The organism is Mesorhizobium sp. AR07, from assembly GCF_024746815.1.
GTDB lineage: Bacteria > Pseudomonadota > Alphaproteobacteria > Rhizobiales > Rhizobiaceae > Mesorhizobium.
Map to the genome: position 1 here is coordinate 210,461 of NZ_CP080529.1, position 13,504 is coordinate 223,964.

The following is a 13,504-nucleotide window of genomic DNA, read 5'->3' on the forward strand; positions in this document are numbered from 1 at the left end:
CGGGACGCCCTTGACCGGTCATCGCGACCAGATGAGCTTGTGTTCGTCCTTGTCGCCCTGGACCAGGGTCGCGTGGACCGGCGCGGTGAAGGACGGATCGTCGAGCTTGACCGAGAGGTACTCGGCGCCCGAGTCCTTGCCCGTCTTGCTCCAGCCGGCGCCGAGTTCGACGCCATTTGCTGTCACCCGGTAGTCGGGAGCGCGCTCGTTGTCCTTGGCCACGGGCTTAATGGCCGCCTTGACGTTGATGTTGAGAGTGCGGATCGTCCCGGCGAAGGAGCCGTCGTCGCCGCGGGTGAAGGTGCCGATGGAAGCCATTGTCGTATCTCCTGACTGTTGCCCGAAGCCGCCCAATGCGGCCTCGATAGCGGTCGTGAGGCGACGATCCGGCCGACTGCACCCTATGGGCCGCAGCGTCAGCGGAGGACGGCGGCATCCGAGCTTGTTGTCTCGCGAGGAATGCAGCGCAGCTGCAGGGGAAGAAGGTCGGTTGCCGCCGTTGCAGGCAAAGGACGAATCGGCGCCAGACCAGCCAGAAGAGAGGCCGCCTGGGGCTTCGCCGGCATTATCGGCAAAAGAAAACGGCACTGACTGTCAGTGCCCTTCAGCACGTTCGACACGACCCGCGCCAGCCTGTTCCCCACTTGAACCCGAGGTCTGAGCCCATTTTCTGATCCGCGCCTGTGCACGTATCAACCTCACATCCGGTCGCCGCATACGCGGCCGCACCATAATCCCGCCTGCGGCGGCAAGGGCTCAGGAGGACGAGACCAGTCTCGATGACGGCGTTTCAAGCCATGCCGCAATGCGGTCGTCCACCTGGTTCCGGCGGGGCTGCTTAGGCCCGGGCCGAGCTGCAATCTGATGTCGTCATGGACGGAAGGTCGCTCCCTCAATCACTACGCCGGCGCCGACGTATTTCCACAAAGCCACGACCAGCTTACGCGCCAACGCTGTGATCATGACCTTCTTGAAGCGGCCGCCATTCTGGGCGACGCGCTCGTTGAACCAACGACTGAGCTGCGAAGCGGGTTGGTGGCGCAGCCAGAGCCAGGCCATTTCCAGCAGCGTCGACCGCAAACGCGGGTTTCCGGATTTTCCGATCCCCTGTTCCCGGTCGATCGATCCGCTTTGCCAAGGTGTAGGCGCCAGGCCGGCATAGGCCGCAACCTGCCTTCGATTGTCGAAGTGGCGGAACAGACCCTCGCCCCAGAGCACTGCTGCAAACTCCGGCCCAACACCGACGACCTTCGATAGCAAGGCGACCTCACGGGCTGATTGCCGTTCCTCAACCAGCATGGCATCCCGCTCGACCTCGACCGCCTTGATCTGATCCAGCAACATCTCCATCCGGTCAAGTTCGCGAACCACCTGGCGCTTCATGTGATCGGGAAGCGCGCGTCCATCACCCGTCTGCAACATCTCGAGCCTCTCGCGGCGGTCTCGGCGTAGAGGATCGTAGCCGTTGATCCCTTGCGAGAAGAGAAGGCCCTTGATCCGGTTGCTATGCCTGATGCGCTCTTCCATCAACACCTTGCGCTCGCGCACGATGCGGCGGCGGTCCTCCTCTGCGGGCGACGGCACGCGCAGCATCGAGCAGACCCGCGGCTCGCCGCGCTTGAAGGCCAACAGCGCCCGAATGAGCGTCTCTCCGTCGAGCCGGTCGGTCTTCACTCGGCGCCTACGCCGCGAGGTTGCGATCGAAGCCGCATCGACTACATGGCTCTCGTGGCCTTCCACCTCCAGAACACGGTGGATCCAGAAGCCGTCCAATCCGGCCTCCTGAATGATGATGACCGGGCAAGATCGTCCCGTTCGTTCAAGAGCCTTCTGCCTCAGCCGACCGAGGCGCTCCAGAAGGCCTGCAATGTCGCCACCACCGACCATGTGGCGGGACAGCTTCTCGCCGGCTCCCGGCGAAATAGACGTCACCAACCAAGTCTTCTTGCTCAATTCGACAGAAACAAAGATCGCATCCAACTCCTTATTCGTCATCGTGCTCGCATGTTCGTTCGGATTCATCTTTCCGCTCCTACCTGTCCGGGACAACACTTCCCGCCGTATCAAAGCAGGCCGCTGTCCAGACTCATAGGATCTCGATGGGGGTCGACAGACCGGAGGCGATCGACCTGCACCCGTAGGGGCCGAAACATCGTGAAGGGCGGCTGGACGAGGCTTTCTTGTTCCGCGAGGAATGGCGCGCAGCGTCCAGGGGAAGAAAGTCGCGAACTGCCGTTGCGGGCGTTAGAGCGAGACGGAGCGCAGCGAAGGCGGCCTCCGGTCAGACAAGCCACATCGAGGACGCAGGTGGGGGTGCCTTATGTGAAACCACCGGAATGAAGGCAGGCGATCAGCGATCGGTCGGTTGATTTCATTGACTTTTTCTGGGGCCAAAATCAGACATCTTCCCGTATCGTCCCGTATGGTTCCGCGACGCTTCACCATCGAAACCTGGCTACATCTATGACCGACATTGATCAGCCCCCGCCTGCTGGGACACTTCCAGTTTGGCCTGCTGCGTTTGATCCGGGATCGTTGCAAAAAGCCGTACTTAACTCGAAGTCGGTTCTCAGCGTTGGCGCCGCAAGCGTGCCGGCGAGGCGTGGTCTGCCGTGGTGGCCCGCGTCCTGGAATCAACTACCCGAGAGTCTGACTGGCGAGTGCGTAAGTCATCGGTGCAACTGCGCCGTCGACGGCAAAATCGGAGAGGCGTTTGCCCATCGACATGGTGAGCACCGTGTCGAAAACAGGCATTCCGCTGTGCGACAGAAAGCCGGCGAACTCGCCATGGTCCATGTGAGTGTCGACCCTGAGGAAAGATCCCGAATGGTCGGCCACATGCGGTCGGACAATCGCCACGGCGTCGGCGTCGCTTTCCGCCACGACCGGCCCCACGACATGGCCTCGCCCGAACGGCCGGCAGAGCGCGAAAGCGTTTAGCGTGTCACCCTTGAAAAGACCATAGCCAGCCGAGTGCGCGAAAAGCTTTTCGACGAGCGCCGCCCGCCTGACACCAAATCCCATCGCGTCGAGCGCGATCACTGAGGGAATATCTCGTGCGTCCAAGGTGCGGATATCACCCCGCGTCTCAGTCGATCCGCTTATCGTCTGCGCGCGGGCAATGCCCTGGCATTGATAGACGGTCCGTTCGGGTAGGAATTCCAGCGAAAGATAGAGCCGCCTTGCCGCCCGGGTTGCATTGAGGCGCAGATCGCGCCGGCCAACCTTGTCGAGTATCCGCTTCATCAGCCATTGCGCCGCCCCCAGCGCCTGCAGGCGCGGCGAGGTGATGACCATCCCCACGGTCGCGAAATCGGCGCCATGCTCGAACCACATTGCCGAACCCTGAACCCGTCCAATCTCATCGAGCACCACGAAGCCTTGTCCCACGTCGCGTAGGAATTGCCAGTCTTCGGCCCGATGCGGCCATCCCACGGAAAGGGAGAGCGCGTGCAACCGGTCCAGTTCGACGCCTTCAATGTCGCCGACCCGCATCGAGAAAGCATCGATTTTCAAGCTTTCGGACGGCTTCAATTTCGTGCCTCTGAAAGATTGCCGCAATAGAGGGGACACCCAACGGCCGCCCCCTGCCCCAGCCAACGCTAAACAACCAGAACAATATGATCTGTTCGAATGCCGCGCGCCAACGCAAGATTCAACTGAAACATTTCCGCTTTCGGCACGCAATCGCGAAAGAACGCCGACATCCTTGACGGCACTGGCCCGGCGAACCGGAATGCCAAATCCCAAAATGCCTTGAGGGCTGGAATGGACGTCTTCGACATCCTCGACCGTCTCGTCGCCTTTCCATCGGTGGCCGGCAAACCGAACGGCGATATCGCAGGTTGGATCGAGGCCTATCTCACGGAACACGGGGCGCAGATCACCGTGATGCCCGGGCCGGAAGGCGACCGTTCCAATCTTTTCGCGACGATCGGCCCCGCCGACGTCCCCGGATACATCCTGTCCGGCCACATGGACGTCGTCCCCGCCAGTGAGCCGCAATGGAGTTCAAGCCCTTTCGCGCTGCGCAAGGAAGGCGAACGACTCTACGGACGCGGCACCACGGACATGAAGGGGTTTCTCGCCGCAGTGCTCGCGGCGGTGCCTGCATTGGCGGAGCTGCGCCTTTTCAGGCCGATCCATCTCGCCTTCTCCTATGACGAGGAGGTGGGATGCCGGGGCGTGCCGCACCTAATCGCTCGCCTTCCCGAACTTTGTGCGAAGCCGTTCGGCGTCATCGTCGGCGAACCGAGCGGCATGCGCGCCGTGCGCGGCCACAAAGGCAAGGCGGCCGCCCGCGTGATCATCAAAGGGCGCTCCGGCCATTCCTCGCGGCCCGATCTCGGGCTCAACGCCATCCATGCCATGGCCGGCGCGCTGGGCGCCGTCGTGAGCGAAGCCGACCGGCTGACGCACGGTCCGTTCGACCCTACCTTCCAGCCACCCTACTCATCGCTGCAGGCGGGCGTAGTCGCGGGTGGACAATCAGTCAACATCATTCCCGACACCTGCACGCTGGACCTGGAGGCACGCGCCATACCTGGCGTCGACCCGGCGAGCCTGCTCGCACCTATAAAGGCGCGGGCAGAGGCGCTTGCGGCCGATGGCTTTCGTATCGAGTGGACACCGATGAGCGCCTATCCTGCGATGTCGCTGCCGCCAGACGCGCCACTAGCGGGACCTACGCGCGTTGACCGGCGAGGTGCCGCTTGCCGCCGTCAGCTACGGCACGGAGGCCGGACTTTACCAGGCCGCTGGGTTCGATGCGATCATCTGCGGCCCCGGCGACATCGACCGCGCCCACAAGCCGGATGAGTACATTCTCACCAGCGAACTCGCCACCTGCCAGCGATTGATCGAGGCGCTGGGCGTCTACTGCGCGGCTTGAAGGGGAACCGGAATGACATTCCTGTTCAATTCCGATGCGCGGCGCGGGGAGATCTTCGCCAATGCCTTCGCGAAAGAACTGCCGGACGTCCCCTTCACGATCGATGCCGCAACGGTCGATCCCGACGCCGTGCGTTATCTGATCAGCTGGACCTTGCCGGATAACCTCGCCCGCTACTGGAACCTGGAAATCCTGTTTTCCATCGGCGCAGGCGTCGACCAGCTTAGCCTCGATGCGGTGCCTCCGAACGTGAAGATCGTGCGCATGATCGAGGAGGGCATCGTGCGCATGATGCAGGAATATGTGACGCTTGCCGTGCTCGCGCTCCACCGCAACCTGCCGGCCTATCTGGCGCAGCAGCGCGCCGGCGAATGGGCAGATATCGCGCAGGTCCAGGCCGGGTTGCGCCGGGTCGGCGTGCTCGGCCTTGGGCAACTCGGCCAAGCTGTCCTCGACAGGCTGAAGCCCTTCGGCTTTCCGCTCGCCGGATGGAGCCGCTCGCCGCGGCAGATCGAGGGCGTGACCTGTCATCATGGCGAGCTCGGGCTGAACGAGATGCTCGCGGCAAGCCACATTTTGATCTGCCTGCTGCCGCTGACCGAGGAGACGCGCGGTTTCCTCGATGCCAACCTGTTTGCAAAACTGCCCAAGGGCGCGGCGCTCGTCCACACGGGCCGGGGGCCGCAGCTCGATCATGAAGCGCTTGTAGCTGCGCTCGACCGCTGCCAACTCTCGGCGGCGATGATCGACGTCACCGATCCCGAACCACTGCCAGCGGGCCACCCGTTCTGGTCGCATCCGAAGGTCATTCTGACCCCGCATGTCGCCAGCATCACCCAGCCCCGCAGCGCCGCACAGGCCGTTGTCGAAAACATCAGGCGTTATCGCGCCGGTCTCGACCCGGTCGGGCTCGTCGACCGATCGCGCGGCTATTGAAGTCCAACATGAAAGGCCATCCCTTGTCCCTGCTCAAGACCGTCGATACCAGCCCAGCCTTCCCGCCGCGCGAATCCACGGCGCTGCCCGAACGGCTGATTGCCGGCGACCCCACCTTCAAGACCTGGGCGCAGGACTTGGCCAAGGACGACCTCGTCCACACCGGCGTCTGGGAGGCGACGCCGGGGGAGACGCGCTCGATCAAGGGGGAGACTTTCGAGTTCTGCCACATCCTCACCGGCGTGATCGAAATCACGCCCGACGGCGGCAAGCCGGTGACCTACCGCGCCGGCGACAGCTTCGTGATGAAACCCGGCTTCGTCGGGGTTTGGAAGACCATCGAAACGGTACGCAAGATCTACGTAACCGTAGGGTAACGGGAGCACGGAGGCGCCGGCCTCCGCAACAGATTTTGCCGTCTGTCATCGCCGGCACACAACAATCATCCGCGACCGATCGCCGAACGGTGCATGCTGCGCTGCTGCCCGCGCTAGGCTCCTGCAGAATATTCCAGAGTGGGTGCCATGGGCCTGAGCTTCGACCCGGATACCGTCTCCCTTCCCGTCGGCCATTTCATCGGCGGCGAACTGGTCGCGGCCGAGGGAGCGATCGAGATGCGCCGACCGTCGGACGGCAAGGCATATGCCGCCTGCCCTGTGGCCGGCGTCGATATGGTCGACCGTGCAGTGGAAAACGCAAAGGCGGCTCTGAAGTCCAGCAACTGGGGCAACGTTCGGCCACGCGAACGGACGAAGGCACTCCAGGCCTGGGCCGACCTGATTGAGGCGGAGGCCGAAACGCTCGCGAGGATCGAGGCGCCGTGCTCCACCCGGCCAGTCGGCCAGCTCGTTGCCGGCGACATCGCCGTGACCGCCGAGCAGATTCGCTTCTTTGCCGAGTTCGCCGACAAGGAAGGCAGCGAGTTGGTGCCGACCGACGACGCCAGTCTCGGCATGATCATGAGCGAGCCCTATGGCGTGGTCGGCGCGATCACGCCCTGGAATTTTCCCATCTCGATGGCCGGATGGAAGCTTGGTCCGGCGCTCGCTGCCGGCAACGCCGTTGTCCTGAAACCCTCGGAAATGACACCTTTCTCAGCTGTCTACATGGCGCAACTTGCCATCAAAGCAGGCTTGCCGGCAGGGCTCATAAACGTGGTGCTGGGAGACGGTCCGACGACCGGCACGGCGCTGACCGGCCATCCCGAGATCGCCAAGGTCAGCTTCACCGGCTCGACCCGCGCCGGCTCGGCCATCATGGAGAATGTCGCCCGCACCGGCGTCAAGCCGATGACGCTGGAACTCGGTGGCAAGAGCCCGCAGATCGTCTTTGCCGATGCCGATCTGGACAAGGCGGCGACCGCGATTGCCGGCAGCGTCACCTTCAACGCCGGCCAAGCCTGTGTGGCCGGCACGCGCCTGATCGTCGAGAAGAGTGTGGCCGACAGGCTGACGGCCGCGATCCTGGAGAAGATGAAAGCGGTGCGGCCCGGCCCGACCTGGGACGAGGCGACGCAATATTCGCCAATCATCTCGGAGCGGCAGCGGGCGCGTGTCGACGGCATCGTGCGGGCCGCGGTCGAGGCCGGCGGCGAATGCCTGACCGGTGGCGTCGTCATGGACAGCCCAGGCTATTTCTACGAACCGACGCTGATTGCAGATGTCGACCAGGCCAATCCGGCAATCGTCGAGGAAATCTTCGGCCCGGTCCTGACCGTCCAGACCTTCGAGACCGAGGAAGAGGCGCTGGCGCTGTCCAGCCACCCGACCTATGGGCTGGCTTCCGGCCTGTTCACCGCCGACCTGTCCCGCACCATCCGCTTCGCGCGAAAGCTCGAAGCGGGCACCGTCTGGGTCAACCGCTACAGCCGCTCGCGCGACCATATCCTGCCGACCGGCGGCTACAAGCGCTCCGGCGTCGGCAAGGACCTCGGCCGCGAGGCCTATCTCGCCAACCGCAGGACCAAGAGCGTCCTGATCAGCCTGTGAAGAGATGCCGATGAAGTCCTATTCGATCGCCCTGATCCCCGGTGACGGCATTGGCCGCGATGTGACCGCCGCCGCCTGGACGGTGCTGGAAACGGCTGCCAGCCACTCCGGCTTTGCACTGGCGGGAACCGAGTTCCGCTGGTCCTGCCGCTTCTTCGAGGAGACTGGCCGCATGATGCCCGAGAACGGCATCGAGACCTTGCGCGGCTTTGACGCCATCCTTCTCGGCGCGGTCGGCTGGCCGGCGGAGGTGCCGGATTCCGTTTCGCTGCACGGCTTGCTGCTGCCGATCCGCAAGGCATTCGTGCAATATGCCAACATCCGGCCGCACCGCCTGCTGCCGGGCGTCACGGGACCGCTGCGAGCGGAAAACTTCGACATATTGTGCATCCGGGAGAACACCGAAGGCGAGTATTCGGGCGCCGGCGGGCGCGTGCATCAAGGCACGCTGGACGAGGTCGCCGTGGAGACCTCGATCTTCACCCGCGCCGGTGTCGAGCGCATCCTGCGCTTTGGCTTCGAACAGGCGCGGTCGCGTCGGGGCAAGCTGGCCTCCGTCACCAAGTCCAATGCACAGAAATATTCGATGGTGTTCTGGGACGAGATCGCGCGAAAGCTGGCTGCGGATTATCCGGACGTTGAAGTGACCAGCTATCATGTCGATGCGCTCGCCGCGCGCATGATCATGGCGCCGGAGAGCCTCGACGTTGTTGTCGCCTCCAACCTGTTTGGCGACATCCTGACCGACATCGGCGCGGCGATCCAGGGCGGGCTCGGCTACGCCGCCTCGGCCAACATCAATCCCGACCGCTCGGCGCCGTCCATGTTCGAACCGGTGCACGGCTCGGCGCCCGACATCGCCCATCTGGGCATCGCCAATCCGATCGCCGCCATCTGGTCCGGCGCCATGATGCTCGATCATCTCGGCGAAAAGGCTGCGTCCGACCGCGTGATGAAGGCGGTCGAAGCCGCAACCACCAGAGGCATAGGCACCATCCCCGGCAAGGACCGCACGGACGCCATCACCGCCACGGTGGTCGCAGCGCTCACCTGATTGCAAGGTCGTTTTCGATGAAAAACCTGAAAGACAAAAACCTCTTCCGCGAAGCCGGCCTGATCGACGGCGAATGGGTCACTGCCGGCTCCGGCAGGACGGTCGACGTCATCGATCCGGCAACCCAGGCAACGATCGGCACGGTCCCCGATATGGCCGGTCCGGACACCCGCGCAGCCATAGAGGCCGCCGCTTCCGCTTATGCGGATTGGAAGAAGAAGACCAACGCCGAGCGCGCCGCCCTCCTGGAGGCCTGGCATGGCCTGATGCTGGCGCATCTGGACGATCTCGCGCTGATCCTGACGACCGAACAGGGCAAGCCGCTGGACGAGGCCAAAGGCGAGGTCCGTTACGGCGCTTCCTTCGTCAAATGGTTCGCGGAGGAGGCGCGCCGCATCAATGGCCACACCATCCCGTCGCCCACGTCCGACCGCCGCATCATCGTGCTGAAGGAACCGGTCGGGGTGTGCGGCATCATCACGCCATGGAACTTCCCCAACGCGATGATCACCCGCAAGGTCGCGCCGGCGCTGGCCGCCGGCTGCACCGTGGTGATCAAGCCGTCCGAATTCACGCCCTATTCGGCGCTGGCGCTCGGCGCGCTTGCCGAACGGGCGGGCATCCCCACCGGCGTCATCAACATCGTCACTGGCATGCCCACAGAGATCGGCAACGAGATCATGGCGAACGAGACCGTCCGCAAGATCTCCTTCACCGGCTCGACGCGCGTCGGCTCGCTGCTGATGCGCGGCGCGGCCGACAGCGTGAAGCGGCTCAGCCTCGAACTCGGCGGCAACGCCCCCTTCATCGTCTTCGACGACGCCGACCTCGACCTCGCCATCGAGGGTGCGCTGGTCTCCAAGTTCCGCAATGGCGGCCAGACCTGCGTCTGCGCCAACCGCATCCTCGTCCAGTCCGGCGTCTATGAAGCCTTCGCAGCAAAGCTCAGCGCACGCGTCAACGCCATGACGGTGGGGCCGGGCACGCAGCCCGGCGTCGCCATCGGGCCGATGATCAACATGGCGGCGGTCGAGAAGATCAACCGCCACGTCAAGGACGCGCTCGCCAAAGGTGCTGCGATCATCACCGAGAAGCCGGCGTTGCCCGACGGCCCTCAGTATGTCGCGCCGCTGGTGCTGACCGGCGCCACAAAAGAGATGCAGCTTGCCGGTGAGGAAACGTTCGGCCCGGTCGCGCCGCTTTTTCGGTTCGAGACGGAAGAGGAAGCGATCGCGCTGGCCAATGGAACGCCCTACGGGCTTGCTTCCTACTTCTACACCGAAAATTTGAAACGCGCCTGGCGCGTCGGCGAGGCGCTGGAGTTCGGCATGGTCGGGCTCAACACCGGTTCGGTCTCGATCGAGGTCGCCCCCTTCGGCGGCGTCAAGCTGTCCGGCCTCGGGCGAGAGGGGGCGCAAGCCGGCATCGAGGAATATCTCGAGATGAAAAGCTTTCACATCGGCGGGCTCAGTTGAGGCAATTTGGCTGAAGCCCGACCGGGCCGGATCTGCGATCACTGAATCCGGTCGAGCGCCTTGTAGTAGAGCCCGACCATCGGCAGGAACCAGGGCTTGCCGGAATAGCCGGGAATAGCAGGCCATTCGAGCCCCTTCAGCGGATTGCGGTCCTCGCGGCCGAGCATGGCATCGGCCAGGATCATGCCGAGAGGGGTGGAAAGCTGCGCGCCGTGGCCGGAATAGCCCATCGCATACCAGACACCGTCATGATAACCGGCGCGCGGAAAGCGGTCCTTGGTCATGTCGACCAGCCCGCCCCAGCAATAGTCGATCTCGACCTTGGCGAGCTGCGGGAAGATCGCCGCAAGGCCCGCCCGCAAGATCTGCCCGCTCCTGGCGTCGGAGCGCTGGTCCGATGTCGCCGAGAAGCGTGCGCGGCCGCCGAAGATCAGCCGATTGTCCGGCGAAAGCCTGAAGTAATTGCCGATGTTCATCGAGGTCACGCATGTCCGGTTGCCCGGCATGGTCGCGGCGATCTCGGCGTCGCTCAGCGGTCGCGTGGCGATGATGAAGCTGCCGACGGAAATGATCCTGCGGCGGAAATAACTGAAATTCGGCGTGGTGTAGGCGCCGGTCGCCACCAGCGCATTGTCGGCGCTGATGCGGCCGCGCGAAGTGATCAGCTCATGCCTGCTGCCGGCCTGCTTGCGGTCCGTCACCCTGGTGTTCTCATGGATGACGGCGCCATGGCGGGTGGCTGAAGTGGCGAGACCCGCCACATAGCGGCCCATATGCATCATGGCGCTCTTCTTCGACAGCATCGCGCCATGGAAGGGCGAGCCGATCTCGAACTTGAGATCCGCCGCCGACAGCAGCGCGGTATCCGGATCCACCTCGGTATGGAGGGCCTCGAAATTGCGGGCGATCGCTTCGAAATGTTTCGGCTTGGAGGCGAGCTTCAGCTTGCCGGCGCTGCGAAAGTTGCAGTCGATACCTTCCTCGGCGACCAGCGCCTCGATTGTATCTACGGAGTCGTCCAGCGCGCGATAGAGAGCGACTGCGCGTTCCTTGCCGAGTTCCGCCTTGGCCGAGAGGTAGCCGTGGGCAAGACCGTTGTTGAGATGCCCGCCATTGCGGCCGGATGCGCCCCAGCCCACCCGCTCAGCCTCCAGCACGACCACCTTGGCGCCGGCCTTCGCCAGCCGGTGCGCGGCGGCAAGGCCGGTGAAGCCGCCACCGATGATGGCGGCATCGTAGTGCCCCTCGACCGGGCCTTGCGCCCCGCCGGAAAAGACTGGGGCGGTGTCGTGCCAGTAGGAGACCAACTTCATCGGCAATCCGCCTGTTTCAGAGCCCAACCACGCCCGCAAGACCCGAAATGTCTGATATCTCGACATAGCCGTAATACGGGTTGGCCGGTTCGTGGCCACGATTGACCCAGACCTTGTTTTTGATGCCGAGATCGTGCGCCGACATCAGGTCATAGCGGAACGAAGACGAGCAGTGGAGGATATCCTCGGGGCCGCAGCCCAGCCTGTCGAACATGTACTCGAACGCCTTGAAACGGGGCTTGTAGGCCTGCGCCTGCTCAGCCGTGTAGACGGCATGGAACGGCGCACCGAGCTTCTCGACATTGGACGTAATCTGCGTGTTCATGGCGTTGGAGAGGATGACCAGCGGAATTTCCTTGGCGACCTTCGCCAGGCCCGCCGGAACGTCGGCGTGCGGCCCCCAGGTCGGAACGCGCTCATAGACCATTCTGGCGTCGTCGGCGCTGAAGGCAACGCCGTTGCGCTTGCAGGTGCGCTCGAGCGCGTTGTGGACAACATCAGCATAGGGCTTCCAGTCGCCCATGATCTCGTCGAGCCGATAGGCAGAGAAATTCTTGATGAATTCCTGCATCTGCGGTTCGTCGAGCCGGCTGCCGTAGAGGTCGCGCGCCGCTTCCGCCATCGCGAAATGGATCAACGTGCCGTAGCAGTCGAAGGTGATGTATTTGGGCCTGAAGGAAGCCATGTCCGTCGATCTCCGGTGGAAGCATATCCGCGCTGGGACGTATTTCATCATAGGACGGCAGGCAGCGACCCACCTGACCGAAATCGCGCTCCCGAAAGCAGAAAGTTCCGTATCCGCCATCCGGTTTGGCACGCTGTAGCATCTTGCCTGCCGATTGCGGCGCCGCGCGCGGCGTGAAGCGCCTCCACCGCGGCCGGTGTCAGCACAAGATGCGGCGCACCCGTCGCGCTACGGCGAAAGATACCGCCGAGACCAACGCCTTCAGACGATCTGCGGCGCGCCGATGGTCGAGACTTATGGCAGATTGAAGGATGCCTCATGCAACAGGACGAGATTGAACTTCGGGCCTTCGAACCTGACCATATCGAGGGCGCGGTGGCGCTTTCCCGCCAGGAGAACTGGCCGCATCGCTCGCAGGACTGGCAGATGGCGCTGCAGCTCTCCAGCGGCGTGGTCGCGCTTGACGGCCACGGCCAAGTCACCGGAACCATCCTGGTCACGCCCTATGGCGTCGACTGCGCCATGATCAACATGGTGATCGTCGACAGGAATGTGCGGGGCAAAGGCCTTGGGCGCCGGCTGATGGAACAGGCCTTCGCCCTTGCCGAGGACCGGCCGCTGCGGCTCGTTGCGACGGTGGACGGCATGCCTCTCTATCAGAAGCTGGGCTTCGTGCCCTCCGGCACGATCCTGCAGCACCAGGGCAGCGTTGCCAAGCTTGGTGCGCCCGACGGCGTGGAAGCCGCAGGCACCACCGATCTCCCGGAAATCAAGGCGCTGGACCGCGACGCCTATGGCGCCGACCGTGAAGCTCTGATCGATGCGCTGGCAGAGCGCGGCCAATTCGCGGTCATCAGCCGCAACGGCGCCATCGAGGCCTATGCCGCGATCCGCCCGTTCGGACGCGGCGAGGTGATCGGTCCGGTGATCGCGGGAAGCGCCGACGAGGCGAAGGCCCTGATCGGCTACTTCGCCGCGTCGCGCCCCGGCGCCTTCCTGCGGGTGGATACCGGCAGCGTGACCGGCATTGCCGGTTGGCTCGAGGAAATCGGCCTCGTCCATGTTGGCGGCGGCGTGGCCATGGACCGTCCGCCCAAGACGGTCGCGGAACAGGCCAGGTCAAAAATTTACGCCCTCGCCAACCAGGCGCTAGGCTAGTCGG

11 protein-coding genes and 1 pseudogene are annotated in these 13,504 nt (G+C 64.0%); 7 read left to right on the top strand and 5 right to left on the bottom strand.

Going from position 1 to position 13,504, the window contains the following annotated elements; translation table 11 throughout:
- Positions 1-18: 18 nt before the first annotated feature.
- From BPNPMPFG_RS42145 to BPNPMPFG_RS42155, 3 genes are all read right to left on the bottom strand, one after another.
- Positions 19-318: a DUF736 domain-containing protein gene (locus BPNPMPFG_RS42145; RefSeq protein ID WP_258599219.1), complete on the bottom strand. Its 300-nt coding sequence runs from the start codon at positions 316-318 to the stop codon at positions 19-21.
- A gap of 552 nt (positions 319-870) precedes the next feature.
- Complete coding sequence (locus tag BPNPMPFG_RS42150; RefSeq protein ID WP_258599220.1) at positions 871-2,022, bottom strand: IS110 family RNA-guided transposase; 1,152 nt, start codon at positions 2,020-2,022, stop codon at positions 871-873.
- Between the two features lie 615 nt (positions 2,023-2,637).
- A complete protein-coding gene (locus tag BPNPMPFG_RS42155) occupies positions 2,638-3,495 on the bottom strand; it encodes a GNAT family N-acetyltransferase (protein ID WP_258599529.1) in 858 nt (285 codons plus the stop codon).
- A 273-nt stretch (positions 3,496-3,768) separates the two neighbouring features.
- Between BPNPMPFG_RS42155 and argE the strand changes: the two are divergent.
- From argE to BPNPMPFG_RS42185, 6 genes and pseudogenes are all read left to right on the top strand, one after another.
- Positions 3,769-4,891: pseudogene (gene argE / locus BPNPMPFG_RS42160) on the top strand (acetylornithine deacetylase).
- A 12-nt stretch (positions 4,892-4,903) separates the two neighbouring features.
- Entirely contained in the window at positions 4,904-5,827 is a 924-nt protein-coding gene (locus BPNPMPFG_RS42165) for a 2-hydroxyacid dehydrogenase (protein ID WP_258599222.1), read from the top strand.
- A 23-nt stretch (positions 5,828-5,850) separates the two neighbouring features.
- Positions 5,851-6,204 carry a cupin domain-containing protein gene (locus tag BPNPMPFG_RS42170; RefSeq protein ID WP_258599531.1) on the top strand — a complete coding sequence of 118 codons (354 nt, stop codon included), beginning with the start codon at positions 5,851-5,853 and terminating at the stop codon, positions 6,202-6,204.
- Between the two features lie 147 nt (positions 6,205-6,351).
- On the top strand, positions 6,352-7,815 hold the full coding sequence (locus tag BPNPMPFG_RS42175; protein WP_258599224.1) for an aldehyde dehydrogenase family protein: 1,464 nt from the start codon (positions 6,352-6,354) through the stop codon (positions 7,813-7,815).
- 10 nt (positions 7,816-7,825) lie between these two features.
- A complete protein-coding gene (locus BPNPMPFG_RS42180) occupies positions 7,826-8,869 on the top strand; it encodes a tartrate dehydrogenase (RefSeq protein WP_258599225.1) in 1,044 nt (347 codons plus the stop codon).
- 17 nt (positions 8,870-8,886) lie between these two features.
- Complete coding sequence (locus BPNPMPFG_RS42185) at positions 8,887-10,344, top strand: NAD-dependent succinate-semialdehyde dehydrogenase (protein WP_258599226.1); 1,458 nt, start codon at positions 8,887-8,889, stop codon at positions 10,342-10,344.
- 38 nt (positions 10,345-10,382) lie between these two features.
- Here the strand turns inward: BPNPMPFG_RS42185 and BPNPMPFG_RS42190 are convergent, their stop codons facing one another.
- Both BPNPMPFG_RS42190 and BPNPMPFG_RS42195 read right to left on the bottom strand, forming a co-directional pair.
- Positions 10,383-11,657 (bottom strand): NAD(P)/FAD-dependent oxidoreductase, encoded by a 1,275-nt coding sequence (locus BPNPMPFG_RS42190; protein WP_258599227.1) that lies wholly within the window; start codon positions 11,655-11,657, stop codon positions 10,383-10,385.
- A 16-nt stretch (positions 11,658-11,673) separates the two neighbouring features.
- A complete protein-coding gene (locus BPNPMPFG_RS42195; protein ID WP_258599228.1) occupies positions 11,674-12,342 on the bottom strand; it encodes a haloacid dehalogenase type II in 669 nt (222 codons plus the stop codon).
- A gap of 318 nt (positions 12,343-12,660) precedes the next feature.
- Here BPNPMPFG_RS42195 and BPNPMPFG_RS42200 point away from each other — a divergent pair, with 318 nt between their 5' ends.
- Complete coding sequence (locus BPNPMPFG_RS42200; protein WP_258599229.1) at positions 12,661-13,500, top strand: GNAT family N-acetyltransferase; 840 nt, start codon at positions 12,661-12,663, stop codon at positions 13,498-13,500.
- The last annotated feature ends 4 nt before the right edge of the window (positions 13,501-13,504 follow it).

Bases quoted from the DNA above. Each gene is read 5' to 3' on its own strand.
- BPNPMPFG_RS42145 (WP_258599219.1), bottom strand. From the start codon at position 318: ATGGCTTCCATCGGCACCTTCACCCGCGGCGACGACGGCTCCTTCGCC.
- BPNPMPFG_RS42150 (WP_258599220.1), bottom strand. From the start codon at position 2,022: ATGAATCCGAACGAACATGCGAGCACGATGACGAATAAGGAGTTGGAT.
- BPNPMPFG_RS42155 (WP_258599529.1), bottom strand. From the start codon at position 3,495: ATGCGGGTCGGCGACATTGAAGGCGTCGAACTGGACCGGTTGCACGCG.
- BPNPMPFG_RS42165 (WP_258599222.1), top strand. From the start codon at position 4,904: ATGACATTCCTGTTCAATTCCGATGCGCGGCGCGGGGAGATCTTCGCC.
- BPNPMPFG_RS42175 (WP_258599224.1), top strand. From the start codon at position 6,352: ATGGGCCTGAGCTTCGACCCGGATACCGTCTCCCTTCCCGTCGGCCAT.
- BPNPMPFG_RS42180 (WP_258599225.1), top strand. From the start codon at position 7,826: ATGAAGTCCTATTCGATCGCCCTGATCCCCGGTGACGGCATTGGCCGC.
- BPNPMPFG_RS42185 (WP_258599226.1), top strand. From the start codon at position 8,887: ATGAAAAACCTGAAAGACAAAAACCTCTTCCGCGAAGCCGGCCTGATC.
- BPNPMPFG_RS42190 (WP_258599227.1), bottom strand. From the start codon at position 11,657: ATGAAGTTGGTCTCCTACTGGCACGACACCGCCCCAGTCTTTTCCGGC.
- BPNPMPFG_RS42195 (WP_258599228.1), bottom strand. From the start codon at position 12,342: ATGGCTTCCTTCAGGCCCAAATACATCACCTTCGACTGCTACGGCACG.
- BPNPMPFG_RS42200 (WP_258599229.1), top strand. From the start codon at position 12,661: ATGCAACAGGACGAGATTGAACTTCGGGCCTTCGAACCTGACCATATC.